Here is a 25,904-nt window from a genome sequence, read left to right on the forward strand (position 1 = left end):
GTTGGGAGTTTTTTTTATGTTCATATTCTAAGGAGGTTCGAATGATGTACAAAGTTCTAGTATCCGATCCAATTAGTGACATGGGAATTCAAATGCTTTATGATGCAGCTGACGTTGAAGTGGTAAAACAAACGGGTCTATCCGAAGATGAGCTCGTTGCCATCATTGGCGAATATGATGCTCTCCTGGTTCGCAGCCAAACGAAAGTAACAGAGAAAATAATGAGTGCGGGGTCAAAATTAAAAGTAATCGGCCGCGCTGGTGTAGGCGTCGACAACATTGATCTCGAAGCTGCAACAAAACGCGGTATTATTGTTATCAATGCGCCAGACGGCAATACAATTGCAACTTGCGAGCTTACTTTTGCCATGATGATGTCTACAGCTCGTATGATTCCACAAGCCTATAAGAAAACAGTTGGCGGCGAATGGGACCGCAAATTTATCGGTGTTGAGCTTCGCAATAAAACACTCGGTATCCTCGGAATGGGGCGTATCGGAAGCGAAGTAGCAAAACGCGCGAAAGTATTCGGCATGGAAGTTATCGGGTATGATCCGTTCTTGACGGAAGAGCGCGCTGAGAAACTGGGCGTTAAGCTTGGCACTGTGAATGAAATCGTAGCGAAAGCTGACTTCATCACGGTTCATACACCACTTACACCTGAAACACGTCACTTGATTTCCAAGCCTCAATTCGAGATCATGAAACCGGGCATGCGCCTGATCAACTGTGCTCGCGGCGGAATTATTGATGAAATGGCGATGGTTGAAGCTATCGATCAAGGGATCGTAGCTGGTGCTGCTTTTGATGTATTCGAAGTAGAACCTCCGCAAAAGGATCACCCGTTCTTGAACAATCCAAAAGTAATCGTCACTCCTCACCTTGGTGCTTCTACGATTGAAGCACAAGAAAACGTGGCGATCGACGTTTCTGAAGAAGTTCTTCATATCCTGCGCAACGAGCCGTTCAAAAATGCGGTTAACTTGCCGCCAGTACCGGCAAATGTTTTGAACAAACTTCAACCTTACTTCGGACTTGGCGAAAAGATCGGTTCCATTCTGGGTCAAATCGCACAAGGCGCTGTATATGAAATTGTCGTCAATTATGCAGGCGATCTCGTTGATGTGGATACAAGCCAATTAACTCGTTACATTGTTAAAGGTGTTTTCGAGAACCAATTGGAAGGCATCAACATCGTCAACGCGATGCACTTGGCTAAATCACGTGATGTGAACATCGTTGTTCAAACTTCAAATACATCCAGCTCTTTCACAAACCTTGTAACAGTTACCGTAAAAACGAAACAAGAAGAAAAAACGCTTGCTGGAACTTTGCTTTCCGGTTACGGAGAACGTATCGTGCGTATTGATCAATATCCAGTTGACTTCTCTGCTGAAGGAAACCTGCTGCTTATTTCCCACAATGATAAACCAGGGATCATCGGTCGCGTAGGAACACTTCTGGGAAGCAACAACGTGAACATTGCAACGATGCAAGTAGGCCGTAAAGTGATCGGCGGTTCCGCTATCATGGTTCTGACAATCGACAAATCGGCTCCTGCTGAAGTGTTGGCAGAACTGTCGACCCAAGCCGAAATCGTGAATGTTCGTGCGCTTAAAGTATAAACCACTCGCTTAAAGGTACAAAGTGTTTCACGAACAACAAGATTTTGTCTGAATATTCTACAAAATGAAAGGCGTTTGCTGTGAGTTTTCACAGCAAACGCCTCTTTTGTGTCGAATTTGTGACATTAATTGGGTTCACAAGGCAGTAAAATCGTGAACGTTGTTCCTTGCCCCAGCACACTTTGGGCTGTAACGATTCCGAAGTGCGATTCTATAATATTTCTAACGATGGCAAGACCCAAGCCTGTTCCTCCCGATGAACCGCGCGTACGGGCTTTATCGGCTTTGTAGAACCGTTCGAAGATGAACGGCAGGTCATTGGCAGGTATCCCCTGCCCCTCGTCGGAGACCTCAATGCGAATTGCGGGCTTATTCTTATACTTAGCCCGCTCCGCTTTCACGGCAATATTGGCACCTGAGGCCGTATGCCGGAAAGCATTATCGAGCAGGTTCGTCAACACCTGCTCGAGCCTGTCCTCATCCCCTCGTTCGAGGATGAGGGGCTCATCCGGCAGCGCCATGCTTAGCGCGATGCCACGCTCTTTGGCCAGCACCGAAAATTTGCGGTGCATGCGCCGGATCAGGGAGTCGACTTCGACCTCCCTGAATACCAGCTCGAGATGGCCGGCCTCCATCCTCGCCAGATCGAGCAGGTCACGGACGAGGCGCCCCATGCGGAGCGACTCGTCGTGGATGACCTGCACAAGCTCCATGCGCTCTTCCGGCGTGGTGGGGATATCATCCAGCAGGGCTTCACTATAGCCCTGCAGCATCGAGATCGGCGTACGCAGCTCATGCGAGACGTTCGCCACAAAATCTTTGCGCAGCTTGTCGAGGAGCTCTTCCTCCGTCACATTACGGAGAACCGCTACCGCGCCGCGTACCTCTTCGCTTTGCTCGCTCATGTATAAGGGCGTCATGGCTACAGACCATACGCCGTTCTGGACATGGAGCTTTGTTGCAGCTTCCGATGATTCATCCACAACCGCCTCAAACAGCGGGATCAGCGGGACGGGAATCGGAACCAGGAACGGATTGCTGTAGCTGGTCAATCCCCAATCACCGAGCGCTGTATCCGGCTTACGGTAGCGTTTGGTCTCCTCATCATCCTCCGACCATTCGATGGTGCTCCACTCCTGCACGATTTTCTCCCCTTGCGGATTCGTCAGCATAACAGACCCATTCGCATCCAAGGTGATGACCGCATCGGTCATACTGTGCAAAATGCTGGACAAGTGCTCTTTCTCTTGGGAAAGCTCACGGATGCTTTCCTGCATTTTCTCTCCCATATGGTTAAACGTCTTTGCCAATTCACCGATTTCATCTTTGGAAATAATAGGTACTCTGGTCCCGTATTCTCCTCTGGTGATGAAATCCGCCGCTTTTTTCAACTGCTGAAGCGGTCTTGTAATTTTAGCAAACAGGAAGAAAGCAAAAAAGGTCGTCATCAGAAAACCAACAATAGACACATAAATAAACAATCTGAGCATGTAGGACTGTGTCGCTTCAAGAGATTGCAAGGATTGATAAATAATCGTCGCTCCGGCGATGCTGCCCTGCAAATTTTTCAGCGGAACAGCTACAACCAGATACTCTTCACCGGCTTTTAAACGGCCAATTTTGGATTTGTTAATTGATTTATCGATGGTTTCACCGGCAAATACACGCTGCAGTTCAATATCCGTGTACAGATCCCTGGCGTGGAAACCGCCTAACGTATTTCCTAGAGTGGATGGCAACGTCATTTCCTTCATATCCTTGGAAATCACCAGCATTTTCGCATCTTGAAACCCTAGCAGTTCATTGCTTAACTGATAAAACTGTTCATTATACATATGATGAGAGGCTTCTTCAGAGAAATTCCGAGCAAGCTTCTCGATATTGGCGGTTTGATCCTTGGCTTGGGAGAAATAGTTTTCCATATAATTGACAAGAAAAAGACCTAGTATGAGCAGTACTACCCCAACTAGGCCAATGATGGTCAACCAAAGCTTACCTACGACGCTTCTGAATATAAACACGTTATTTAGGCACCTCTAGCTTATAGCCTACTCCCCACACGGTCGTAATCATCGCAGCTGCATCCGGGGAAACTTTGTTTAATTTTTCGCGGAGTCTTTTCACATGGGTATCGACCGTCCGCAAATCTCCAAAAAATTCATAGTTCCAAACATCCTTCAAAAGCTCCTCACGTGAGAACACTTTATCCGGTGACACAGCCAAATAATGCAGCAGTTCGTATTCTTTTGGCGTCAACGCCACTTCCTGGCCACCTGCCGTTACACGATGGGCATCATGTTCAATGATTAGGTTTGGAAACACGATATTGTTGCTTGAGCTTGCATCCTTAGACAGATAAGCTGTCGCTGAGGAACGGCGCAAAATGGCTTTAACCCGGTAAATCACTTCGCGTGGAGAGAACGGCTTCACGACATAGTCGTCCGCACCCACTTCAAATCCGCTGACACGGTTCGTTTCCTCCCCTTTGGCGGTCAGCATGATGACTGGCGTAGATTTCACCTGGCGAAGGCGCGCACACACTTCAATTCCATCTATTCCAGGGAGCATGACATCGAGAAGCACAAGGTCATAGTCCGTTTCAGTCGCCATGCGCAGAGCGTTCTCTCCGTCCTCTGCTTCTTCAATGATATAGCCCTCTTTTTCTAAATACATGCGGAGCAGTCTCCGAATTCGTTCTTCATCATCAACAACGAGTATGCTAGCTTTCATTTCCATGGAGCTTCACATCCTTATCTAAATTAAGTTCGATTTGATTTATACACCTGCATAGGAGTGCAGCCCAGCGATAACAAGGTTTACCCCAACTAACGTAAACATAACCACGATAAAGCCGATAACGGTTAACCAAGCTGATTTCTTGCCTTGCCAGCCTTTGGACAACCGAAGATGTAAAAATACGGCGTAAAATAACCAAGTAATCAGTGCCCATACTTCTTTGGGATCCCAGCCCCAGAATCGTCCCCACGCTTCCTGAGCCCAAATCATCGCAAAAATCAATGCGCCCAATGTGAAAATCGGATAACCGATGGCAATAGCGCGATAACTGATTTCATCGAGATCCTCAGGATCCATCCCTTTCACGATAGGACCAATAGCTGCCCCTAACGGTTTGCGGGCTATCAGTCGAGCCAGCCAGTAAAGAACTAGACCTCCAAGAACGGACCAAATCACCGTGTTCAACTTACGCCCCGCACTTGCGCCTTCCATCCAGGACGGTGCTGTAAACAGCGGTTCCGTCATGCCCAAGAACGGCTTCATTTCAACTACCTTCGTATTGTAAGGCTTCACGATCGGAGGCAGTACGAAAGTCTCTTCTTGAATGCTCGTTTGCTGCTGCCCTTGCGCATCCATAACCGTCACTTCTTTGGAGAATACAGCTTTATAGCCCGAACCGTTAAATGTAAAAATAGAAGCAATAAAAGCGATTAGCATTAGGATAAAAAAGAGCGTTAGCTCCACGCCTCTTTGTTCACGTTTATCTGTTTGGGTGGTGCCTTTAAAGTCCACGGCACGCAGAAGATACATAAGTCCGCCAGCAAAACCGACGCCGAAGAAGGCTTCACCGGTTGCCGCTGTCGTTACATGGATCTTCAGCCAGTAACTTTGCAGTGCCGGAATCAGAGGCTGAACCTCGCTTGGGAAGACAGAGGCATACGCAATAATAATAAAACCAATCGGCAATGCGAAAACACCAAGTACAGGCGTTCGATAAATGAGATACACGATCAAGAAAGCGAACATGATCATCATCCCGAGGAAGGTCATGAATTCGTACATATTTGAAGTCGGAATGTGATTCCCTTCCGCCCATCTTGTAAAAAAGAATGTCACTTGGCAAGCAAATCCGACAACAGAGGTAAGGAAGGCTACGAAGCCCCACTGTTTCTGATGCTGTTCCGGATCACGATTGCTCCACTTTTTCCCGGTAATCGAGAGGACGAAAAGCAAAAATGCTGCCAGGTAAACGAAAAATGCGATAAGTAAAAAGGTGCTGCTGACTGAATTGACATTCACCCCTGGTTCCCTCCATTGTCTAATGATTTCGGCAGTATGTCCAAATTATTTTTCTTTAAGGCTGCTGCAACCTCATTGCGTAAGCCGAACCAGTTTTTGTTCGTATGTCCGCCGAGTGTAAGTTTACCTTGGTCGATGCGAATCCAGATACGGCGATGCTGCCAGTAGAAGCCCATAATGACCCCAATCATGAAGATCGCAGATCCTACCCAGATATAAGGCATGGCTTTGTCAACACGAATGTTAAGGTAAGTCGTATAGTTGGCAAACTGAACGCCTTCCATAGTCCCAACGGCAATCTTTAGCTTCTGGCTAATCGCGCCGTTAATCGTATCTTGGGAGAACGTTTCTTTGTCAATTTGTCTTGGGAAATACAAATACGGTTCACCATTGGCCGCCAATCCCGGACCTGTGATGCTAAAAATAAATGCCGGGGCTTTCGGCTCATTCGACTTGGAGATAGGTTGTCCTTTCTCTAGGCCAAACTCAGGGAAGAACCCTTTTAAAGTCAGCTTATAAGGGCCAACTTGATAAACATCCTTCGGATTATTCATCGGAAGATCGAAACTTCCATACGTTTCGCCTGTTGCTGGATTGCTAAGTGTTGGCTTGACTGAAATCAGGAGCGGTGTGGCTTTGTAGTCAAATTGATACGCTTGCAAGCCTTTATAATCCAAAGGATGATTCACGAGAATATTCGCTTTATGCACTTCTTCTAAAACAGGCTCTTTCGTTGAATCGTCACAATTCGCCGAGCAGTGATACAAGACAGCCTGTGTTTCATACGTTTTGGGAACGATTTGTCCCTTGGACTTTATGCTTTCAGGCAAATCTTTTTCGTCATAAAGCTCTAACGTAAATTTTTCATTTTTTATAAAATAAGAAGTATGGGGGATGGCTTTGGTTTCACCTTCCAAAATACCCATATACTCATCCATATGCCAGCCCGGGATGCTTCTCATCAAAACACCGATCAGAAAAATAATAAGACCAATATGGTTAATGTATGGGCCCCAACGGCTGAAACGGTATTTCTCGGCAAGCAGTGCCGTTCCATCTTTATGTATGCGGTAATTTTTTTTGCGTAAAATCACGCCGAGCTTATCGGTCCATGCTTCCTCATCTGTACCTGACGGCAAGTCGGTCACAAGGGTCACCTTTTGCCGGGTCAAGAAATTGAGATGCTTGCGGATTTGCTGCTTGGATAATGCGCGGTAGAGCGGCAAAACACGATCCAAACTGCAGATGACAAGCGACGTCCCGATCATAAATAGCAAGGTGATGAACCACCATGAGCTGAATGTGTGCGAGAGGCCAAGAAAATGATAAATTGTTCCCAGTTTCCCGTACGTTTCCGAATAATATTGCGCAGGGTCCATATCCAAAAACGTGTTTTCCTGCGGATATATCGTGCCAACGGCAGAAGCCAGCAAGGTGATGAAAATAATCCATACCGCTATTTTAACCGAGGAGAAGAAATTCCAGACTTTATCTAAAATTGAGGGGTTCGATTTCTGCGAGCGGCGGGCCATACCGTCATAACGCATTTCAAGTATATCTCTGCCATCCGTATCGATCAGCGGATTCCCGCAGGATTCACAGAGCGTAGTTCCTGTGGGGTTCTGATGCCCACAATCGCATTTGGTGTTGTAGAACATGATGACCTCCTGAAAACTCTAAGCATTCACTTCAATTAAGATTTAACGGCAAGCTTCGAAAGCGTTTCATCAACAAAAGCTTCGGTCATTTGCCCAATTTTTTTGACGGCTACTTTGCCGTCTGCGCCGATAAAGAAGGTCGTCGGATAGTCCATTACGCCATATTGCTTGCGCACAACTTCTTTCGCATCCAACAGTACAGGCATGTTCAAGTTATACTGATCCATGAAGCCTTGAACGGTCACTTTGTTTTTGTCGACATTTACTTCCAGGAAAATAACGCCTTCTTTGCTCCATTTGTCATACTGCTTCTGCAGCGCAGGCATTTCTTCCTTACACGGCGGACAAAAAGTGCCCCAGAAATTAATTAAAACCGGCTTTCCCTTGTATTCCGATAACTCATGTGTCTTGCCATCTAAGCCGACTAATGAGAAATTCGTCGCTTTGTCGCCAACTTGGGGGTATTTTTTACTGTCAGAAGCCGACAAATTCGTAATAATGGTAAACACGCCAATAATAAGCACGATCGCAAAGATCCCGATCTGTACCCATTTCTTTCTTGCACCCACGATTAATCACCTTCACTTTTTCTTTAGCTATGTTAGATTTTTCACATAGGGTAATACCTTTATTATAACGAAAAGAAGGCCAATTCTTATTGGCCTTTTTGAACGTTATGTGTCTTGAGAGCCTCGTTCCTAAGCTCTTCAACCTCTTTGGGCGTCAAGTGGCGAAACTTCGCTCTTGGCAGCCCTGTAAGAAAGATTGGACCGAATTTAATCCGTTTCAATCGAATCACCGGGAAGGAAATCGCTTCGAACATCCGTCTGACTTGCCGATTCCTGCCTTCGTAGATCGTGATCTGAATGACGGACTCATTCTTCTCTAAATTCACATCCGCATACTCAACCTCAGCCGGTGCTGTCATCCCGTCTTCTAACTGTATGCCCGTTTTTAGCTTGTCTAATAACGTCCCGTGCGGCACTCCTTTGACAGTTGCTTGATACGTCTTCGGCACATGATGCTTAGGATGCGTGAGCAGATGAGCAAATTCCCCGTCATTGGTTAAAATGAGCAAGCCTTCCGTATCATAATCCAACCGTCCGACCGGATACACGCGTTCTTTGATTCCTGGCAAGAAGTCTGTAACTACTTTACGTCCTTCAGGGTCCGTCGCGCTTGTAATGACACCCTTCGGTTTATGTAAAATCACATAAATCTTCTTTTGTTGGCCGATAGCTCGTCCATCGACTCTGATTTCATCCTCAGCCGGGTTCACCTTCACGCCAAGCGTCGTGACAACTTCACCGTTCACTTGCACACGCCCCGCAGTGATGATTTCTTCACATTTCCGGCGGGAGGCGACCCCCGCTTCGGCTAATACCTTTTGCAGTCTTTCCATTATCCGCTTTCACCTCAAGCTAATGATAACGGAGTTGACTGCAAATCACAAGAGCGCCGGCTCAGCTAAACACTAAATAGCAGATGACAATCGATGCAACGAAGCCGACAATGTCTGAAATGAGCCCTACCTTCAAGGCATACCCTGCCTTACGAATGCCAATCGCTCCAAAATACACCGTAATTACATACAAAGTTGTATCCGTGCTGCCTTGAACGGTAGAGGCGATTCGGCCAATCATCGAGTCCGGACCAAATTGTTCAATCAAATCGGTCGTAAAAGCGAGCGAACCCGCTCCGGTGATCGGCCGTAGAATCGCCAGCGGCAGCACTTCGGTAGGAACACCGATGCTTTCAAAGAAAGGCCGCATCCAGCCGATTAACAAATCCATCGCACCCGAAGCGCGGAAGACGGAAATGGCGACCATCATGCCGACCAGATGCGGAATGATTTTGATCGCCGTATCAAAGCCCTCTTTGGCGCCATCAACGAACGATTCATAGACAGGCACCTTGCGATAAGCCGCATATAAAGGGATGAACACGATCATGATGGGAATAGCCCATGCAGATATGAGCGAAACGAAGGCATACATGCGGAATCATCCTTTCAGCGGAGGGATGGGAGAGCGAGACCTTCGGTACCATCGGTCCACAAAAATAGCAACGGCCGTCGAGATGATCGTAGCAATCAGCGTCGTACCCACGATTTCCGCAGGATTGACGGAATTGTAATTCATGCGTATGGCAATTAACGTTGTAGGAATTAACGTGATGCTTGACGTATTCAACGCAAGCAGCGTACACATCGCTGTACTTGCCGTGTCTTTATCCGCATTCAACTTTTGCAGCTCTTGCATGGCTTTAATCCCCATCGGCGTTGCCGCATTGCCCAAACCCAGAATGTTGGCGCTCATGTTTGACATGATATAACCGATAGCCGGATGGTTTTTGGGGACGCTCGGGAACAAAAATCGCACCGCAGGCTGCAGCAATCTGGCAAGCTTGCTCAGCAGGCCGGCATCTTCGGCAATTCGCATCATTCCCATCCAAAAAACGAGCACGCTAATGAGTCCGAAGCAAACCGTCACACCGCTTTTTGCGCCATCGAAAGCAGCTTGCGTCACGGCTTCAACATTCCCATTCAAAGCAGCAACAACGAAGCCGATGACGATAAAAAACAACCAAATCCAATTCACCATATCGATGGCCTCCTTGTGAGCCCTCTAGTCCGCCCACTCTGATCTAGAGATTGAAAACAACTCCTGAATTAACATCCGGCAAATTAAACTATAATGGGTGAGCAGCGTTTCTTGATAAGGTTTGCTCTCTTGAAAAGAGAACGTGGACTGGCTCTGCGCTTGTAATAACGGACTCGCTTTATCGTATAGCGGCACCGTTTGAATCAGTTGCTGCTGCAATGAAAACTGTATGCTCCCCCGCTCAGCCAACCGGTATGCGGTGGAAGAAGGATCGACCAGTTTCACTTGATGCGTCAACTGAGCCGCTTCGCCTTCCGCCAGTGGATAAGAGAACGTTCTACCCGCTACCCATGGCGTTCCCTCGACGGCATCACCTTTGTTGACGATCGTCTGCAGCGGATAATAGGTGAAACCGTATTGCAGCAGCCTTGCATGATCGGCCCAATCATCGCCATCATTCAGTGTGACGACGGCGAGCTGTTGGCCGTTCCTGGTCGCTGAAGAAACAAGGCAGCGCTTCGCAAGCTTTGTATACCCTGTTTTCACACCGTCCGCTCCTTCAAAAAGAGAGAGCATCTTGTTTTTGTTCAACCACGAATAATCCCAAGCTTCATTCGGGTTCGGCACTTTTTTCAGCTTCGTCGAGACAATCTCCTTGAACACCGGATTCTTAAGCGCATAAGCCGTAAGCTTGGCCAAATCGTTAGGACTCGAACGATGGCCTTCGCCTTCATCGAGCCCGGATGGATTCGTAAAATGCGAATGATCCATGCCAAGCGAACGCGCTTTCTCATTCATCAGATAGACGAAGCCTTCCACGCTTCCGCCCACATGTTCGGCAATGGCCGTAGCTGCGTCATTCCCCGAGCGCAGCATCAAGCCATACAGCATATCATGCAGTCTCATCTCTTCGCCAAGCTTCAGGTAGATGGATGAGCCTTCTTTGCCGAAGGCCGTTTTGCTAACCTTCACTTTATCGTTCAACTTCCCTTGTTCAATCGCGATAATGGCGGTCATGATTTTGGTCAAGGAGGCGATCCGCATAGGCGTGTCCCCTTTTTCACTATAAAGGATGCGTCCAGACTCCACGTCAATGAGCGAGGCACCAACCGCATTGGTACGAATGCCTGGCGGCGCTGCTTCCACTTGCGCCCAAGGTGCGAGCAATAGACTGATCAATGCGCTGCACAAGATGATGAACCCGACACTTTTCTTCATCGTTATCCCCCTACTTACCAAATAGACAAGACAAAAACTTTGTACAAGTATATGCTTTGGAAATGGGGATATGTCCAAGTCCTGTTATTTACAAAAGGAGAATCCATCGGTATAATGGGTTGGAATTGAATAACGAGATCACCGGAGGAGCCTGTCATTGCAGGCTCCTTTTTGCCATTTTTCGGATATTACGGGGAAAATGGTTAGTATCTGTGTGCTTGTGCAATAACTAAAACGGAAGAAGATGGAGGTTAATTATGCTTACTTGGATAGCTCTTATTATTTTTTTAGTCACTTATGCACTCATTATTTCGGAAAAAGTCAACCGCGCCGCGATCGCCTTATTGGGTGCTGTGATCATGGTTTTCGCGGGTATTCTGGATGTTCATAAAATATTCGTGCAATATATGGAATGGGAAACCATCACGCTCTTAATCGGAATGATGATCCTCGTGGGTATTACGAACCAAACAGGCGTCTTTCAGTTTGTTGCCATACGCGCGGCCAAAGCCGTCAAAGGCGATCCGATGAAGATCTTGCTTGTTCTATCCACGTTAACCGCTTTTGGTTCTGCCCTTTTGGACAATGTAACGACGGTTCTGCTTATTGTCCCAGTTACCATCGCGATTACGCGCATATTGGAAATAAACCCTGTCCCCTTTCTGATGGCTGAAATCATTGCTTCCAATATCGGAGGAACAGCTACATTAATAGGCGATCCGCCTAATATCATGATTGGGTCCGCGAACCCGCATTTAACGTTCAATGCTTTTCTTATTCATCTAGGCCCAATTGCACTCATTATTATGATTGTATCGCTTGTCATGCTTTACCTCATGTTCCGCAAACAGATGCATCCCAATCCCGTATTGCAAGCCAAACTGATGGAAATGAATGAACGGGAAACCATCCAAGATCAGCGGCTCATGGTCAAATCCTTGATTGTTTTAGCGCTAACCCTCATCGGTTTTATGCTTCATGCGGTCATTCATGTCGACGCGGCCGTCGTTGCGATAACAGGTGCGATTTTACTAATGCTTTTCGGATTAAAAGAACACGATATCGAGAAAGCTTTCGCTTCGATCGAGTGGGTGACGATTTTCTTCTTCGCGGGATTATTCAGCCTGGTGGGGGGATTGCAAGAGGTTGGACTGATTAAAAAGCTGGCCATGCTTGCCCTGGATGTAACAGAAGGCAACATTCAAAGCGCCTCCTTGCTCATCCTTTGGGGTTCTGGATTGGCTTCGGCAACCATCGACAATATTCCATTTGTCGCGACCATGATTCCTCTCATCAAGGATATGGCGGATGGGCTTGGCCTTGCGGTAGATTCAGCGCCAATCAACACATTGTGGTGGTCGCTTGCATTAGGCGCATGTTTAGGAGGAAACGGCACTATCATCGGTGCGTCAGCGAATGTCATCGTGGCTGGCCTTGCTGCCAAAGAGGGGAAAGGTTTTAGTTATTTGGAGTTTTTAAAAGTAGGCGTTCCTATTACGCTGGTTTCATTGCTGCTCGCGCATGTCTACATTTATCTTCGTTACTTGCTGTGATCACGCATAAAAAAAAGCTGTCACAGAGGACAGCCCAGGCGATAACCGACTCTTATACGATGAAGTTTTGATTCTCGATATTCGTTACGTTGTTGGCGCCGTTTGTTCCGACTGTGCCCGATTTCGTGTTAAAACCTTTAACCATGCTTTGAATGCGGTCTACAACCTGCGGCGCAGAATCGATGAGGCGTTCCAGGATATGCGTTTGGTTGTCGAGAGGAACAACTTTAACGCCATTTTTGCCAACAACGAGGAAGGCAATCGGTGTAATGGAGACCCCGCCGCCGCTGCCTCCTCCGAAAGGAAGGGCAACCTTGGCGTTCAGCGCATCGTTTTTGCCCATCGTGCCGCCTTCAATCTCAATTTCGGAATCGGTCACGAACTCGCTGCCGCCCGCTGCAAATCCGAAACCGACTTTGGATATTGGCATAATGACACTGCCATCCGGAGTTTCAACAGGGTCTCCGACAATCGTGTTAACGTCGACCATTTCCTTGATATTTTCCATGGCGACTTTCATGAGTCCTTGAATCGGGTGTTCTGACATGATAATATTCCTCCTTAGCGTTTTTCGCCATTAAAAACTGGCATCGGAAGCTTAAGTGTCTAAGACCAATATTGGTTCTTTTTTAGAGTACCCTTAGAGGAATATCGTTATGTACATCACGAAGCTGTTTTAAATCTTGACCTTGCTTTCAGAGCCATTTGAATCCAGGTGCGTATGCCGCCTTTTACTTTAGCAGCCCTGACCATTAGCCTGACGCCTGCAAAAACCATATGCCAGACGCGGATTCGGGCAGCAACCCGTACTTCCGTTGAGAAGTGTTTCTCATTAAATTGCGGAATCACGTCTACCCGCGGCGTTGCCCTCACCTGAACATAGCGCATTGTAAAGCCTAAGAGCGACGATTTAATCCCCCAGATGGCTCCCGTCGTAATAGCCGTTTCCGGAGCATCTCCCACACCGACGCGCGTTACCCATTTTAACTCGGTACATTCCACTCTGGCTAAAGTTTGCCGCGTCCAATCATACAAATTGAGCGTATGAACAAGCAAGTCTTTGGTTTCCTTATAAAATTGAATCACTTTGTCCTTCGTAATGTGATCCTTGCTCTCATCTTTCAGCTTTGCGTATGTTTTATTCACAATTTCCGATTTGATCAGGATCCCTTTCGTGAATCCCTTGAACTGTATGATGGGGATGACATAGCGATAACGGATTAATCCAAATAAAGCACGCATCTCCACAGTAAGTGTGTCATTATCTTTCACTCTGGAGAAATAAAACTCTCCCCGAATGAAACTGAGCAGCGCAATGATAATGGCAAGGATGACGATTAGAAGCACGAATCCTACCCACAACAACCCCATTCTCCCCCTTAACAAAAAAACTCCACAGCCAGAAGAGATCTTCTGGCAAGTAGAGTTAGTATGAGCTAATTTAGGAAATGAAATGCATTTACCGTTACTCGGTTTCCTCCGAAACATCCTCGAGTGTAATCTGTTTCTGATCTCCGCTCATCCGATCAAACAACATGCGAGTTTCTTCCTCCAGATCAAACTCTCCTTGGAAGCTGCCTGAATCCGGCAGTTCCTGGATGGAGCTGAGCCCGAAATACTCAAGAAATTGTTTGGATGTGCCATACAAGATCGGTTTTCCTACTGCATCTGCACGTCCAACTTCCAATATAAGATCTTTTCCTACCAGAGTAGCCAAAGCACGATCACATTTCACGCCGCGTATCTCTTCGATCTCTACTCTGGTAATGGGTTGTTTATAAGCGACGATGGATAAGGTTTCCAGTGCTGCTTGCGATAAGGATGAACGTGAAGGTGTGTAAGCCAGCCGCTCAAAATATGGCGCATGCTCAGCCAAAGTCGTTAACTGGTAAGCACCGGCTACCTCAACGATCTGGACTCCTCTTCCCTTGCGTTTAAATTCCGTGCGCATATCCTTAAGCAAATCGCGAACGATGTACAAATCAAGCTCCATGACCTCAGCTATTTGTTTGGCATCCAATCCCTCGTCACCAGAGGCAAAGAGGAGTCCCTCAATAATCGATTTCATCTGTGGAAAACTGAGTGTCAATGTCTGAACCCTCCTCTTTGGCTTGAATCACGATATCTTCAAATAATTGATATTGATAACATACGACTTTTTTCATTTTCATCAATTCAAGAATGGCTAAAAATGTGACGACGATCTCTTCCCGAGTCATTTCATAATCAAACAATTTCGAGAAAAGCAGCTTGCCGCCTTTCACTTTTAGCAAATCTATAACCTCTCTAATCCGTTCTTTGACAGATATTTCGTCTCTTCGAATTCTAGTAACAATATTGCGGTTCACAAGCTTGCGAAGCGTCCGCTGAAAAGCGAATAGCAAATCAGCAACGTCCAGCCCTTCAACAGGGTTCTCCTGCACATGCGGCAGGAATGGCGTCAGGTCTTCTGGCTCACGCGTATACACCAGACTCCGCTCTACTTCTTTATCTCTAAGCATATCGGCAATAGACTTGTACTTTCTGTACTCAATAAGTTTAGCGACCAACTCTGCGCGAGGATCAAGCTCGTCTTCCATATCATCAAAATATTCGTCAAATTCAATAACAGGCGGCTTAGGCAGCAGCATTTTGCTTTTGATAGAGAGAAGTGTAGCGGCCATGACTAGAAACTCGCTTGTAATCTCCAACTCCAACTCTTGCATGGCTTGTACATATGCCAAATACTGATCTGTAATTTCTTTGACAGGAATATTATAAATGTCGAGTTCATTTTTATCGATAAGATGAAGCAAAAGATCAAGGGGGCCTTCAAAAGCTTCTAACTTATAGGTAACTTTCATGTCATCTCCCCCTTGTCATAGTGAAAATATATTCATAACAAACTGCGCGGCAAACGGATAAATACGTTCCAAGGCCCATTGGCCGGTAGGTGTAATCATCAAAACGATGACAAGAAAAAGTGCATATCGCTGATTGCGATCCATCCATCTTTGATTTTTCGAAGGAATAAGGCCTTTAAGGATATACCAACCATCTAGCGGATAAAGCGGTAACATATGTATAAGGCAAATCATGAGATTGACAATGACGCCGTACTGCAAATAGACTCGCCATTGTTCCACGGTGATCGACTCGGATGCTCCTCCGAAAAAATCAGGAAGAAAGAAATAGAGCCACCAGAAAAACAAAGCGAGCAGCAAATTGGTCAAAGGACCTGCTGCATACACAATTGTATGATAAAGTTTTGGCTTTTTAAACTGCATCGCCTCTACCGGCATTTTCTTCGACCAGCCATATGGACCAAAAACAATCATCGCCAACCCCAAGGCATCCAAGTGTACCAAGGGGTTAAGCGATAAGCGTTTGCTATCCCGGGCTGTCCGGTCTCCGAGCAGCCAAGCAACTCCTGCATGTGCAGCATCATGGAGCGTCATCGCAATCAGGAAGGCGAGCAGCCTGGGAAGCAGTGATTCCAGATGATAATAAGAAAGCATTAGGAAGTGAATTGTTTCGTCAAGTTCGCCATCTCAATGGCCGTTACTGCCGCTTCCCAACCTTTGTTGCCAGCTTTCGTTCCCGCGCGTTCAACCGCTTGCTCGATGGAATCCGTCGTTAAAACACCAAAGATTGTTGGAACGCCTGTTTTCAGGTTAATGGCAGATACACCTTTTGCAACTTCACTGCACACATAATCAAAGTGAGGAGTTGAACCACGAATGACGGCGCCAAGGGTAATAACCGCATCATATTTCCCGCTCTCCGCCATTTTTTGAGCAATAAGCGGAAGTTCGAACGCGCCCGGTACCCAAGCAATATCCACTTCACTATCTTGTACGCCATGTCGTTTCAAAGCATCCTGCGCGCCGCCAAGCAATTTGGAAGTAATAAATTCATTGAAACGTCCTACGACGATACCATATTTCAAATTCTGCGATACTAAATGTCCTTCATAAATTGTAGCCATGATTAAATTCTCCTTTTCTATATAAAAACCGTTATTTGTAGTGTAAAGATCAGATCCCGCTGCCGGAATCATGGAAGCTCAGCATGTGGCCAAGCTTTTGTTTTTTTGTCCGCAAATAATTGACGTTGTCCTCTTTGCTTGGCATTTGAATCGGAACGCGTTCAACAACTTCGAGACCGTAGCCTTCTAACCCTTTAATTTTGCGAGGGTTGTTCGTTAACAAACGCAGCTGCGTAATGCCAAGATCTCTCAGAATTTGCGCGCCAATGCCATAATCACGAAGATCTGGGGCAAATCCAAGCTTAATATTCGCTTCTACAGTGTCTAATCCCTGCTCTTGCAACGCATAAGCTTTTAATTTGTTGATCAGACCGATACCGCGACCTTCCTGTCGCATATATAATAATACACCATTGCCCTCTTCATCAATCTGTTTTAATGCAGCATCGAGTTGAGGACCGCAATCGCAGCGGTGTGAATGGAAAACATCACCAGTTAAACATTCGGAATGCACACGAACGAGCGTTGGTTTGGAAGGGTCAATTGTTCCTTTGACAAGGGCAACATGCTCTTTGTTATCCAGTTGATTCGTATAGGCGATTGCTTTAAAAGTGCCGAAATCCGTAGGCAGCTTAATTTCAACTTCACGCTCAACCAATTTCTCCTGTTGATTGCGGTAGTGAATCAAATCTTGAATCGTAATGATACACAAATCATGTTTCTTCGCGATTTCCATAAGGTCCGGAACTCGAGCCATCGTTCCGTCTTCCTTGATCACTTCACAAATGACCGCGGCAGGATAGGACCCGCATAAAACAGCCAAATCAACCGCCGCTTCCGTATGTCCGGCTCTGCGGAGTACGCCGCCTTTTTTGGCGATTAGCGGGAAAATATGACCCGGTCTGCGGAAATCCTGCGGTTTCGTATCCGGATCGATCAAGCCCATAACCGTTCTTGAACGCTCATGCGCGGAAATCCCCGTACTCGTCTCAACATGGTCTACAGAAACGGTAAAGGCAGTACCATGATAATCGGTATTTCTAGCGACCATTGGCGGCAAGTCAAGCTCTTTCGCCCGTTCTTCCGTAATTGGTGTGCAAACCAGCCCGCGGCCTTCTTTGATCATGAAATTAATCACTTCCGGGGTCGTTTTATCCGCCAGTGCGATAAAATCCCCTTCGTTCTCGCGATCTTCGTCATCCACAGCGATAATTACTTTCCCTAAGCTGAGATCTTTCAGAGCTTCTTCGATCGTGCTGAATTTTATTTCTGTCATATTCACCTCTCCTAACCGAACTATCTTTGTAAGCTAGTTACCTTACATAAAGCCATGATCCGCCAAAAAGCTTGCAGATAGCGTGCTTTGCTTTTTACCGTTACCCGCTGAGGCATCAGCAGGACCGAACTTTAGCAGTCGTTCCATATATTTGCCCAGAACATCGCATTCCATGTTAATAGTATCTCCTGCTTTTTTATCATACAGAACGGTTTGAGCCAGTGTATGCGGAATAATCGAAACCGCCAGATCGTGTTCTGTGACATCGACAACCGTAAGGGAGATCCCGTCAATGGTGATCGAGCCGCCAGCTATAATATATCGGAAAATATGTTTATCCTCCGGTTCGAACCGATAAACAACCGCATTTTCTTCTGGAATACGCGAAATAATCGTTGCTGTTGAATCTACATGTCCCTGCACGATGTGTCCGCCGAAGCGACCGTTTGCCGCCATCGCTCGCTCCAAATTCACGCGTGTACCGGCTTGCAGTTTGCGCAAGTTCGTCTTGCGGTAAGTTTCCGGCATCACGTCGACGGAGAAAGATTCGTTGTCAAACGAAATGACTGTGAGACAAACACCATTCACCGAAATGCTGTCTCCCAGATGAACATCTTCAAGGATCTTTCTTGCGCTAATCGTTAATACCATAGCCTGACCTACGCTATGAATGCGGCGCATGTGGCCGATTTCTTCAATAATGCCGGTAAACATGACAGCCCTCCATTCGTTAGCTCTTAAAAACCGGATACCCGGTTAGGCATACATCCGGTCCGAACTGCTCGACCTTTAAGCGGTCGAGCGTAATTGCGTCATCCATCTTCGCGAAGCCTTCGAAGGTGATGTTCATGGGTGCTGCTTGCCCGCCGCCGATAATTTTCGGCGCAAACATCAGCACCAGCTTATCCAGCAGGCGCCGCTTCAGCATGGCGCCGCTCAGCTTGCCTCCACCCTCTAGGAGGATGGAGCCGATCTCTCGCTCGCCGAGCTGCCGCATGGCGAGCGTCAGATCCACCTGCGGGCCGTCGCCGCAGGTGAGGACCGTGATGCCGCGCGCCTCCAGCGCGGCACGCCGCTCTGCGGGCGCCTGTGCGGTGGCGAGCAGGATCGTCGGCTGACGATCCTGCTCGGTGAGCACCTGGGCGCCCAGCGGGACCCGCAAGCGCGAGTCCGCGATAATCCGTACCGGCTGCACAGCCGGTACGTCGCCGCGCGCGCTTAAGCGCGGGTCGTCGGCGATGACGGTATCGACGCCGACCATAATGCCCTGATGCCGATGCCGCAGGGTATGCACGAATGCGCGCGACGCAGGCGACGTAATCCATTTGCTGTCGCCTGTTTTCGAGGCAATGCGGCCGTCGAGCGTGCTGGCTGTTTTCAGGGTCACGAAAGGCATACGCGTGACGATGTACTTATTAAAAGCCTCATTCATCAGCGAGGCTTCCTCGCCCAGCAGCCCAACGGACACGTCTATGCCGTGAGCGCGCAGTTTGGCAATACCCGTGCCCGCAACCTGCGGGTTCGGATCGGTGCCCGCAACGACAACGCGGGCAACACCGGCCTCAATGAGACGGTCGCTGCAAGGCGGCGTCTTGCCGTAGTGACTGCACGGCTCGAGTGTGACATACGCCGTACTGCCCTTCGCTTCTTCGCCAGCCATCTGCAAAGCAAGAACCTCAGCATGGCCATGTCCGCGCTTCAGATGCGCCCCCATCCCCACGATACGCCCGTCTTTTACCAGGACGCATCCAACAACGGGATTAATCCCTGTTTGGCCGAGAGCACTCTCAGCCATTTGCAGAGCGAGCCTCATATAAGCTTCATCATTCAAGACATGCATGTGTGTCCACTGCCTTTCCAAGCTATTTTGTAATAGAATGCAAAAAGACCCCTCCGCATATCGGATAGGGGCCAGAGATTGTTTAGGTAACACGAAGAAGCTTCATCCATCCATACTTGCTGCATTTTTGATCAAATCAAACAAGCACGGCGTACCCATGCCAAAGCATAGACCTGCCGAATTTTTGTTCTCGTGAAAAAATGTACAAGTATGCATAGCGAATCTAATGTTCGCGTATTCCTTCTCCCATCCAGACTATACTGTCGGTCCCGGATTCTCACCGGGTCAGCCGTAGCGAAGCTGTATATCAGGTACCGCTAGCTTCAAAACGGGTCACGGACTAATTGAAAGCAGCCAGATCAGCCTGCCATCAAATCACCGCCGGTGTGGAATTTCACCACGCCCCGAAGGTTTGCACACATATGAAAAGTAACTTATGAAAAATTTATCACTCACACATCGAAAAAGCAAGGTCTTTTTTACCTCACCCTACAAAAAACGACTCATTTTGCATTGCTTCAACTCGATTGCGATTATGTTTCTGGAAGCACTATTTGCATAAAACCGGATATATTCCCCCTTCCAAATGGAATATACTGACGTGCGCAGGCTCTACCCTCATCCACCCTCATCCTAACGAACCACACAGCCGCTATTCCCGTTAAATCGCGCATTTCTCAGCTCTAACAGACTCCAGAGTCATTATCCGATCAATACACGGTCATTTTGCAAGCAATTATCATGAATAGCGGCTCTCGTGTCCGTTAAAATTTCACAGAGCCTTATTTCTGCGAAATAGGGTCATCTCTGTCCGTTAGCTGACATTCTGTATCTCCACCACTCCAACGATAAAAGTCTCCGTGGAGCACCCTGCGCAGCTCCCTCAAATAAAAGAGCCTGCTGACAACTGTCAGCAGGCTCTTCCCATTTTCCGATATTAAACTTCTACAACTTCTACTTTTTCCATCAAGTCTCTGCCTTTGAAAGCATCAACGAGTTCCATACCTTTGGACACTTTACCGAAGACAGTATGTTGTCCATCAAGGTGAGGTTGTGGTTGGTAAGCGATGTAGAATTGGCTTCCACCAGTGTTTCTGCCTGCATGAGCCATAGCCAGGGAGCCGCGCTCATGTTTGTTAGGGTTGATTTCACAGTTGATTTGGTAGCCTGGGCCACCAGTTCCTGTGCCGGATGGACAACCGCCTTGTGCAACGAATCCTGGGATTACGCGATGAAAAACAAGTCCGTTGTAGAAACCGGAGTTTGCTAATTTTTCAAAGTTGGCAACGGTATTTGGCGCGTCATTTTCGAAAAGATCGATTAGAACTTCGCCACCGCCTGCTAGTTTAATTTTTGCTTGTTTGGCCATTGTGGTCCACTCCTTTAGACAATAATATCTTATTCTACTATGAAAAGATGCATTTCACAAATCTGCCTTTCAGCTAAATAGAGAACTCTAGTTCCGTGAGCACACAAAAAGCTATCCCTCAAGTCCTGAAGACCTGAGGGATAGCCCGTTCTCAGCTTGGAAATCCAGCTGTTTTCTATGTTAAACCGTTTTGCTCACTTGTTTCATTCTAGCAGGAATCAGATCGTTCCCGACAATGTTGTCGAACGTTTCACGCTTCACGACGAGATCGCTTTGCCCCTCGCTCACGAAAACTACGCCTGGACGGCGAATGCGATTGTAGTTGCTTGCCATCGCATAGTTATATGCGCCTGTGCAAGACACGGCAAGCACGTCGCCCGAGTTCACTTTCGGGAGGTTCACGTCCCAAATCAGCATATCGCCGCTCTCACAGCATTTGCCGGCAATCGATACGACCTCGGTAGGCTCTTCGGTTGCGCGGTTCGCCAGCATTGCCTCATACACTGCCTCATACAAAGCAGGGCGCGGGTTATCTGTCATACCGCCATCGACAGATACATATTTACGTACACCAGGAATATCTTTCGCCGTTCCAACGGTGTACAAGGTCGTTCCTGCGTCGCCAACGATGCTGCGGCCCGGCTCCACCCAGATTTCGGGAAGCGGATATTCGTTGCGTCCGAAATTGTCTTTAATCGCATCCGTGATCGCCTTCACATAGACGGATACCGGAAGCGGAGTATCTTCGTTCACATAACGGATGCCAAAGCCTCCGCCAAGGTTAATGACTTTGAACGTCACGCCAATTTCTTGGCGAACTTGAACGGCAAAGCTGGCCATTTTCTCGGCAGCCATGCGGAAACCTTCCACTTCAAAAATTTGCGAGCCAATATGGGAATGAATACCGAGCAGTTCCAAATGGCTTAGCTTGGAAGCCTCTTCCACCGCGCGGAATGCGGAACCATTGCCTAGATCGAAACCGAACTTGGAATCCGTTTGGCCTGTGGAAATATATTCATGCGTATGTGCTTCGACACCTGGCGTAATACGCAGTAAAATTTTCACTTTCTGACGTTTCTCACCGGCAATGGCGTTCAGCATTTGAAGCTCGATAAAATTATCTACAACGAAACAGCCGATTTTCGCATCAATCGCCATCTCAATCTCGTCAATTGTTTTGTTGTTGCCATGGAAATGAATCCGCTCTGCCGGGAATCCAGCTTGAAGAGCTGTATACAACTCACCGTCCGATACAACATCAAGAGACATTCCTTCTTCTTCGACAATGCGGCACATCGCCATCACGCAAAAAGCTTTGCTCGCATAAGCCACTTGGAATTTGAGACCGGACGCTTTGAAAGCATCTACAAACTCGCGGCAACGTTCACGTACAAGAGCTTCGTCAAACACATATAAAGGTGTCCCGTATTCCGCAACCAGCTTCGTTGCGTCGACACCACCGATTTCAAGGTGACCTTGACCGTTAATTTTACTTGTACCATGCAAATACATAGCTTCATTTCCCCCTCACCCTGAACCTGCTGCTGCTCATATTCCGCTCAAACGGCCGAATGCGCATTACTATTTAAATTAACATAGGAAAAGCGCATTTGACAATATCCTTGCGGCCCGAAATCGTAAAAAGGACAAGATGAATGCTCTTGTCCTTTTAGTTTATTAAGATTTAGGTTGACGTGTGCCGTCAATCGGTTTTGTAATGCTTAGACGCGTTTTGGCTGCCAATACGGGACGGCGTAGAATAATCGCAAAGAAGCTTTTCGCGTTGAAAGGAATGAGCGGCCACATGTAAGGGGCATTGTAGGACTTTCTTGTAGCCAGCCAGAGCAGCCACAATGTTGATCCGACTACAAAACCCGGGACATGGAAGATAGCCACAGCAATGAGCAGCCCCAGCCGGACAATCCGGTTAGCCAGCCCCAATTCATAACTTGGAGTGGCAAACATCCCAATGGAGGCAAGAGCCAGATACAGAATCACTTCATTGATGAATAATCCTGTTTTAACAGCTATATCCCCCACCAGAATGGCTGCTACCAAGCCCATTGCCGTGGCGAGCGGAGACGGGGTATGCACCGCGGCCATCCGCATCAGATCGATCCCGATATCGGCGATTAGGAATTGAACTAGAAGTGGAAGTGTTCCCTCTTTCTGCGGCCCGAGAAATTCTAAACCGGGAGGCTTTAAAGAAGGATCCATCACCATCATAAACCAAAGCGGAAGCAGGAAGATGGAGGACATAATTCCGGCGAACCGCACCCACCTTAAATAGGTGCCGATAAACGGCGTTTGTCTATATTCTTCCGCATGCTGCACATGATGAAAGAAGGTCGTCGGCAATATCATAACGCTTGGGGATGTATCTACAAACAAGCACACATGCCCTTCCATCAAATGTGCGGACACTACATCGGGACGTTCAGAGAAACGTACCATCGGATATGGATTCCAGCCTTTATTCACGATAATTTCCTCCAGCTGCTTTTCGCCAAGGGGGAGACCATCTATTTTCACTTCGCTAATTTTCTCTTTAATCGCATCGACCAAATCCGCATTAGCAATATCGTTGATATAACCGATGCAGACATCTGTTTTGGTTCGTTTGCCAATTTGCATAATCTCCAGCTTCAACCGCTCATCCCGCACTCTTCGTCTCACGAGTGTTACGTTCAATAATAAGGTTTCGACGAAACCGTCCCGTGAACCTCTGACAACCCGCTCCAAATCTGGCTCGCCGATGGATCGAACGGGATAGCTCTTGACGTCGATGGCGATGGCCGCCGTTTCTCCTTCAATGAAGAGTGCGGTCCCACCCATGAGCACCTGCCCTACGATTTCGGACATTTTTTTGTAGGACTTGACTTGATTATGAGGGATTAGATAATCCATGAAAGATTCGACCGTGTGGTGGTTCACACTTTTTTCACTAGCATAGGAAAGGCGTGTCAGAATATCGGATAAAACCGTATCTTTGACGAACCCGTTACAGTAGAAGATCCCTACTCTTTTTGATCCGAACACCATCTCCCTCATCACAAGATCGAAGCTGCGATTAAGGCCAACGCGCTCCTCCAGAACTCGTTTGACATCCTCTAAATTATCGGGAATATCTTCCTGAGTTTTCAACTCCTTTTCCTCAGGCGTCAGATTCGTGATCGGATTATATTCCGATAAATTCCCTTCCTCATCAATGGCCAGTTTATCTAAATTTTCTTTGGATTCGTTCACATGATCGTGTTCATGTTCATGGTCATTCCCAGTCTTGACGATTACTTTCATGTCCGTGCGCCTCCTTCAACCCTTAATAAAACAACCACTCAAACAAGGATCCAAACACTTTGCCGAAAATCATCGCCATCAGCAGCAAAATCATATAGGAACCCATACCCACCCTCTTGGCAAGGATCGGCAGCACATTAATAATTTCAGTAAGCGCAGCTGCTAACATCCCAACAAAACAGCCGGCAAATAGTCCAATGAGCGCAGCACTTATCGGAAATAGATGCACCTTCATATCGCTAAAATCCACCCAAGTAAACAAAAGGGAACCTAACACAACCGCAGCTTCATACGCACGTATTTTTGAGAATGTTCGTGTGATCTGCGCCAGCCTCGGAATAATGTCCAGAACCACAAGAAAGGCCACCATCCCGCTGCCGACGGCAATTCCTCCCGCTAAACCGATAAAAGCAATCAGAAGGACTTCTCCAAGGAGAGTCATCCCTTCGACTCCCCTTCCTCATGAATTTTCATATACTCTTCGGTGATCACATAATGGTTAATATTCTCCTGGTACATGAACATTTCCACTTCGAGCGGACTTGGTTCCTCATTGAATTTCTTTTTAAACAAATGGTTGAAGAAGATCACCATCCCGACACCTATGCCGAGGGAATACGGTATTTGCAGAATGAGCGGATGTTCTACCTTTTTACCCGTCATCAGCTCGTAGATCCTCTGGTGAACCTCCAGCATAGAGACATCGGCATGGAAATTCATGATGGCCAGACCTGAACCGATGAAAAGCAGCAACCATACCAATCCGATGAGTACTGGACTTGCTTTTTTATTATCAGAAAAAATTTCAAGGAGCACATGAGGTTCCCCAAAATGCTCAATTTGCAGCTCCGGGTACCGCTCTTTCACTTTTCGAACAATCAGCATCATATCAATCAGGACGCGGTTGCCATCCTCCTGCTGCGGCTTATGAATAATCAGCTCGTTCAAGGCTGTTTCATAGTCAGGTTCCACAATAATTTGCGCGATATGCCGCAGCTGAACGACACTTCCTTTGCGAACACTCGCTTTACGCCTGAGCCGGATATACAGGTATGGAGCTCCACTATTAGCCATGGTCTCACTCCCTTCACTACTTACGGGTATCATCCATGTATAGGAGTAGTATGCAAAATGTTTCCTACCCATAATCACCCGCTGCAATGGTAAATTCTCCAGGAATAAAGCTCTCCTCAAATTGACATAGTAAGAAATGAATAACGATAACTTATTCCATACAAAGAAGGTGATAACATGGCAAAAGTAGCGTTAACTCTTGTGATTATCGGTGCGCTGAATTGGCTTTTAGTTGGGCTCTTCGAATGGGATTTAGTTTCAGCTATATTGGGTGGGGATTCACATCGGGAATCTTCGGTTTTAAGTCGCATCATCTATACCATCGTCGGCTTATGCGGAATTTACTGCGTAAGATTCTATTCCGACAACAGATATTCTGCACGATAGAC

General features: G+C 47.2%; 25 protein-coding genes, 1 pseudogene and 1 riboswitch. Of the genes and pseudogenes, 3 read left to right on the top strand and 23 right to left on the bottom strand.

Features of this window, described 5'->3' with window-relative positions; all coding sequences use genetic code 11:
* Window positions 1-44: 44 nt before the first annotated feature.
* Window positions 45-1,625, top strand: a complete 1,581-nt coding sequence (serA, locus tag AC3WTJ_RS08880; RefSeq protein ID WP_157319972.1) for a phosphoglycerate dehydrogenase — start codon at window positions 45-47, stop codon at window positions 1,623-1,625.
* Between the two features lie 125 nt (window positions 1,626-1,750).
* Here the strand turns inward: serA and AC3WTJ_RS08885 are convergent, their stop codons facing one another.
* The 9 genes from AC3WTJ_RS08885 to AC3WTJ_RS08925 form a co-directional block, all read right to left on the bottom strand.
* Window positions 1,751-3,646: a HAMP domain-containing sensor histidine kinase gene (locus AC3WTJ_RS08885; RefSeq protein ID WP_492521488.1), complete on the bottom strand. Its 1,896-nt coding sequence runs from the start codon at window positions 3,644-3,646 to the stop codon at window positions 1,751-1,753.
* A gap of 1 nt (window position 3,647) precedes the next feature.
* On the bottom strand, window positions 3,648-4,361 hold the full coding sequence (locus AC3WTJ_RS08890; protein ID WP_127451191.1) for a response regulator transcription factor: 714 nt from the start codon (window positions 4,359-4,361) through the stop codon (window positions 3,648-3,650).
* A 39-nt stretch (window positions 4,362-4,400) separates the two neighbouring features.
* The gene (ccsA, locus tag AC3WTJ_RS08895; RefSeq protein ID WP_492521489.1) at window positions 4,401-5,660 is read right to left on the bottom strand and encodes a cytochrome c biogenesis protein CcsA; all 1,260 of its coding nucleotides are present in this window, start codon (window positions 5,658-5,660) and stop codon (window positions 4,401-4,403) included.
* Window positions 5,657-7,318: a cytochrome c biogenesis protein ResB gene (gene resB / locus AC3WTJ_RS08900; protein ID WP_492521490.1), complete on the bottom strand. Its 1,662-nt coding sequence runs from the start codon at window positions 7,316-7,318 to the stop codon at window positions 5,657-5,659. Before resB ends, ccsA begins: the two co-directional genes overlap by 4 nt.
* Before the next feature lie 35 nt (window positions 7,319-7,353).
* Window positions 7,354-7,887 carry a thiol-disulfide oxidoreductase ResA gene (gene resA, locus AC3WTJ_RS08905; RefSeq protein WP_127451188.1) on the bottom strand — a complete coding sequence of 178 codons (534 nt, stop codon included), beginning with the start codon at window positions 7,885-7,887 and terminating at the stop codon, window positions 7,354-7,356.
* Between the two features lie 86 nt (window positions 7,888-7,973).
* Window positions 7,974-8,720 (bottom strand): pseudouridine synthase, encoded by a 747-nt coding sequence (locus AC3WTJ_RS08910; RefSeq protein WP_127451187.1) that lies wholly within the window; start codon window positions 8,718-8,720, stop codon window positions 7,974-7,976.
* A gap of 61 nt (window positions 8,721-8,781) precedes the next feature.
* Entirely contained in the window at window positions 8,782-9,315 is a 534-nt protein-coding gene (locus tag AC3WTJ_RS08915; protein ID WP_127451186.1) for a spore maturation protein, read from the bottom strand.
* Between the two features lie 6 nt (window positions 9,316-9,321).
* Window positions 9,322-9,921, bottom strand: a complete 600-nt coding sequence (locus AC3WTJ_RS08920) for a nucleoside recognition domain-containing protein (protein ID WP_127451185.1) — start codon at window positions 9,919-9,921, stop codon at window positions 9,322-9,324.
* A 24-nt stretch (window positions 9,922-9,945) separates the two neighbouring features.
* Window positions 9,946-11,139 (bottom strand): D-alanyl-D-alanine carboxypeptidase family protein, encoded by a 1,194-nt coding sequence (locus AC3WTJ_RS08925; protein ID WP_492521491.1) that lies wholly within the window; start codon window positions 11,137-11,139, stop codon window positions 9,946-9,948.
* 251 nt (window positions 11,140-11,390) lie between these two features.
* Here AC3WTJ_RS08925 and AC3WTJ_RS08930 point away from each other — a divergent pair.
* Window positions 11,391-12,692 (top strand): annotated as a pseudogene (locus AC3WTJ_RS08930) (ArsB/NhaD family transporter); the annotation flags it as partial.
* A 52-nt stretch (window positions 12,693-12,744) separates the two neighbouring features.
* Here the strand turns inward: AC3WTJ_RS08930 and ytfJ are convergent.
* The 14 genes from ytfJ to AC3WTJ_RS09000 all read right to left on the bottom strand — a co-directional run bounded on the left by ytfJ (window position 12,745) and on the right by AC3WTJ_RS09000 (window position 25,515).
* Complete coding sequence (gene ytfJ, locus AC3WTJ_RS08935) at window positions 12,745-13,239, bottom strand: GerW family sporulation protein (protein ID WP_127451181.1); 495 nt, start codon at window positions 13,237-13,239, stop codon at window positions 12,745-12,747.
* Between the two features lie 116 nt (window positions 13,240-13,355).
* Entirely contained in the window at window positions 13,356-14,057 is a 702-nt protein-coding gene (locus AC3WTJ_RS08940) for a DUF2953 domain-containing protein (RefSeq protein ID WP_157319968.1), read from the bottom strand.
* 100 nt (window positions 14,058-14,157) lie between these two features.
* Window positions 14,158-14,760: an SMC-Scp complex subunit ScpB gene (gene scpB, locus AC3WTJ_RS08945; RefSeq protein ID WP_492521667.1), complete on the bottom strand. Its 603-nt coding sequence runs from the start codon at window positions 14,758-14,760 to the stop codon at window positions 14,158-14,160.
* Window positions 14,744-15,535, bottom strand: a complete 792-nt coding sequence (locus AC3WTJ_RS08950; protein WP_157319966.1) for a segregation and condensation protein A — start codon at window positions 15,533-15,535, stop codon at window positions 14,744-14,746. Before AC3WTJ_RS08950 ends, scpB begins: the two co-directional genes overlap by 17 nt.
* A 15-nt stretch (window positions 15,536-15,550) precedes the next feature.
* Window positions 15,551-16,189, bottom strand: coding sequence for a site-2 protease family protein (locus AC3WTJ_RS08955; RefSeq protein ID WP_492521492.1), 639 nt, complete (start codon window positions 16,187-16,189; stop codon window positions 15,551-15,553).
* Window positions 16,189-16,659, bottom strand: a complete 471-nt coding sequence (gene ribH / locus AC3WTJ_RS08960) for a 6,7-dimethyl-8-ribityllumazine synthase (protein ID WP_127451174.1) — start codon at window positions 16,657-16,659, stop codon at window positions 16,189-16,191. The genes AC3WTJ_RS08955 and ribH overlap by 1 nt, the downstream gene beginning before the upstream one ends.
* A 49-nt stretch (window positions 16,660-16,708) precedes the next feature.
* Window positions 16,709-17,935 (bottom strand): bifunctional 3,4-dihydroxy-2-butanone-4-phosphate synthase/GTP cyclohydrolase II, encoded by a 1,227-nt coding sequence (locus tag AC3WTJ_RS08965; protein WP_492521493.1) that lies wholly within the window; start codon window positions 17,933-17,935, stop codon window positions 16,709-16,711.
* A gap of 42 nt (window positions 17,936-17,977) precedes the next feature.
* Entirely contained in the window at window positions 17,978-18,649 is a 672-nt protein-coding gene (gene ribE, locus AC3WTJ_RS08970) for a riboflavin synthase (protein WP_492521494.1), read from the bottom strand.
* A gap of 16 nt (window positions 18,650-18,665) precedes the next feature.
* Window positions 18,666-19,775, bottom strand: coding sequence for a bifunctional diaminohydroxyphosphoribosylaminopyrimidine deaminase/5-amino-6-(5-phosphoribosylamino)uracil reductase RibD (gene ribD, locus AC3WTJ_RS08975; RefSeq protein WP_492521495.1), 1,110 nt, complete (start codon window positions 19,773-19,775; stop codon window positions 18,666-18,668).
* A gap of 234 nt (window positions 19,776-20,009) precedes the next feature.
* Window positions 20,010-20,191, bottom strand: a riboswitch (FMN riboswitch).
* A gap of 521 nt (window positions 20,192-20,712) precedes the next feature.
* A complete protein-coding gene (locus AC3WTJ_RS08980; RefSeq protein WP_127458246.1) occupies window positions 20,713-21,144 on the bottom strand; it encodes a peptidylprolyl isomerase in 432 nt (143 codons plus the stop codon).
* A 180-nt stretch (window positions 21,145-21,324) separates the two neighbouring features.
* On the bottom strand, window positions 21,325-22,656 hold the full coding sequence (gene lysA / locus AC3WTJ_RS08985) for a diaminopimelate decarboxylase (protein ID WP_127458245.1): 1,332 nt from the start codon (window positions 22,654-22,656) through the stop codon (window positions 21,325-21,327).
* A 165-nt stretch (window positions 22,657-22,821) separates the two neighbouring features.
* Window positions 22,822-24,441 carry a spore germination protein gene (locus AC3WTJ_RS08990; protein ID WP_492521496.1) on the bottom strand — a complete coding sequence of 540 codons (1,620 nt, stop codon included), beginning with the start codon at window positions 24,439-24,441 and terminating at the stop codon, window positions 22,822-22,824.
* A 22-nt stretch (window positions 24,442-24,463) separates the two neighbouring features.
* Window positions 24,464-24,883: a stage V sporulation protein AB gene (locus AC3WTJ_RS08995; RefSeq protein WP_407872128.1), complete on the bottom strand. Its 420-nt coding sequence runs from the start codon at window positions 24,881-24,883 to the stop codon at window positions 24,464-24,466.
* Entirely contained in the window at window positions 24,880-25,515 is a 636-nt protein-coding gene (locus AC3WTJ_RS09000) for a stage V sporulation protein AA (RefSeq protein ID WP_127458242.1), read from the bottom strand. The genes AC3WTJ_RS08995 and AC3WTJ_RS09000 overlap by 4 nt, the downstream gene beginning before the upstream one ends.
* A 177-nt stretch (window positions 25,516-25,692) precedes the next feature.
* Between AC3WTJ_RS09000 and AC3WTJ_RS09005 the strand changes: the two genes are divergently transcribed.
* Entirely contained in the window at window positions 25,693-25,902 is a 210-nt protein-coding gene (locus AC3WTJ_RS09005) for a DUF378 domain-containing protein (RefSeq protein WP_127458241.1), read from the top strand.
* The last annotated feature ends 2 nt before the right edge of the window (window positions 25,903-25,904 follow it).

It is taken from the genome of Paenibacillus sp. FW101-FHT12H11 (genome assembly GCF_058790355.1).

Bases quoted from the DNA above. Each gene is read 5' to 3' on its own strand.
- ytfJ (WP_127451181.1), bottom strand. From the start codon at position 13,239: ATGTCAGAACACCCGATTCAAGGACTCATGAAAGTCGCCATGGAAAAT.
- AC3WTJ_RS08995 (WP_407872128.1), bottom strand. From the start codon at position 24,883: ATGACTCTCCTTGGAGAAGTCCTTCTGATTGCTTTTATCGGTTTAGCG.
- AC3WTJ_RS08990 (WP_492521496.1), bottom strand. From the start codon at position 24,441: ATGAAAGTAATCGTCAAGACTGGGAATGACCATGAACATGAACACGAT.
- ribD (WP_492521495.1), bottom strand. From the start codon at position 19,775: ATGCATGTCTTGAATGATGAAGCTTATATGAGGCTCGCTCTGCAAATG.
- AC3WTJ_RS08955 (WP_492521492.1), bottom strand. From the start codon at position 16,189: ATGCTTTCTTATTATCATCTGGAATCACTGCTTCCCAGGCTGCTCGCC.
- scpB (WP_492521667.1), bottom strand. From the start codon at position 14,760: ATGAAATCGATTATTGAGGGACTCCTCTTTGCCTCTGGTGACGAGGGA.
- AC3WTJ_RS08910 (WP_127451187.1), bottom strand. From the start codon at position 8,720: ATGGAAAGACTGCAAAAGGTATTAGCCGAAGCGGGGGTCGCCTCCCGC.
- resB (WP_492521490.1), bottom strand. From the start codon at position 7,318: ATGTTCTACAACACCAAATGCGATTGTGGGCATCAGAACCCCACAGGA.
- AC3WTJ_RS08925 (WP_492521491.1), bottom strand. From the start codon at position 11,139: ATGAAGAAAAGTGTCGGGTTCATCATCTTGTGCAGCGCATTGATCAGT.
- AC3WTJ_RS09005 (WP_127458241.1), top strand. From the start codon at position 25,693: ATGGCAAAAGTAGCGTTAACTCTTGTGATTATCGGTGCGCTGAATTGG.
- ribE (WP_492521494.1), bottom strand. From the start codon at position 18,649: ATGTTTACCGGCATTATTGAAGAAATCGGCCACATGCGCCGCATTCAT.
- AC3WTJ_RS08915 (WP_127451186.1), bottom strand. From the start codon at position 9,315: ATGTATGCCTTCGTTTCGCTCATATCTGCATGGGCTATTCCCATCATG.
- lysA (WP_127458245.1), bottom strand. From the start codon at position 22,656: ATGTATTTGCATGGTACAAGTAAAATTAACGGTCAAGGTCACCTTGAA.
- AC3WTJ_RS09000 (WP_127458242.1), bottom strand. From the start codon at position 25,515: ATGGCTAATAGTGGAGCTCCATACCTGTATATCCGGCTCAGGCGTAAA.
- serA (WP_157319972.1), top strand. From the start codon at position 45: ATGTACAAAGTTCTAGTATCCGATCCAATTAGTGACATGGGAATTCAA.
- AC3WTJ_RS08980 (WP_127458246.1), bottom strand. From the start codon at position 21,144: ATGGCCAAACAAGCAAAAATTAAACTAGCAGGCGGTGGCGAAGTTCTA.
- AC3WTJ_RS08950 (WP_157319966.1), bottom strand. From the start codon at position 15,535: ATGAAAGTTACCTATAAGTTAGAAGCTTTTGAAGGCCCCCTTGATCTT.
- AC3WTJ_RS08965 (WP_492521493.1), bottom strand. From the start codon at position 17,935: ATGACAGAAATAAAATTCAGCACGATCGAAGAAGCTCTGAAAGATCTC.
- AC3WTJ_RS08890 (WP_127451191.1), bottom strand. From the start codon at position 4,361: ATGGAAATGAAAGCTAGCATACTCGTTGTTGATGATGAAGAACGAATT.
- AC3WTJ_RS08920 (WP_127451185.1), bottom strand. From the start codon at position 9,921: ATGGTGAATTGGATTTGGTTGTTTTTTATCGTCATCGGCTTCGTTGTT.
- ribH (WP_127451174.1), bottom strand. From the start codon at position 16,659: ATGGCTACAATTTATGAAGGACATTTAGTATCGCAGAATTTGAAATAT.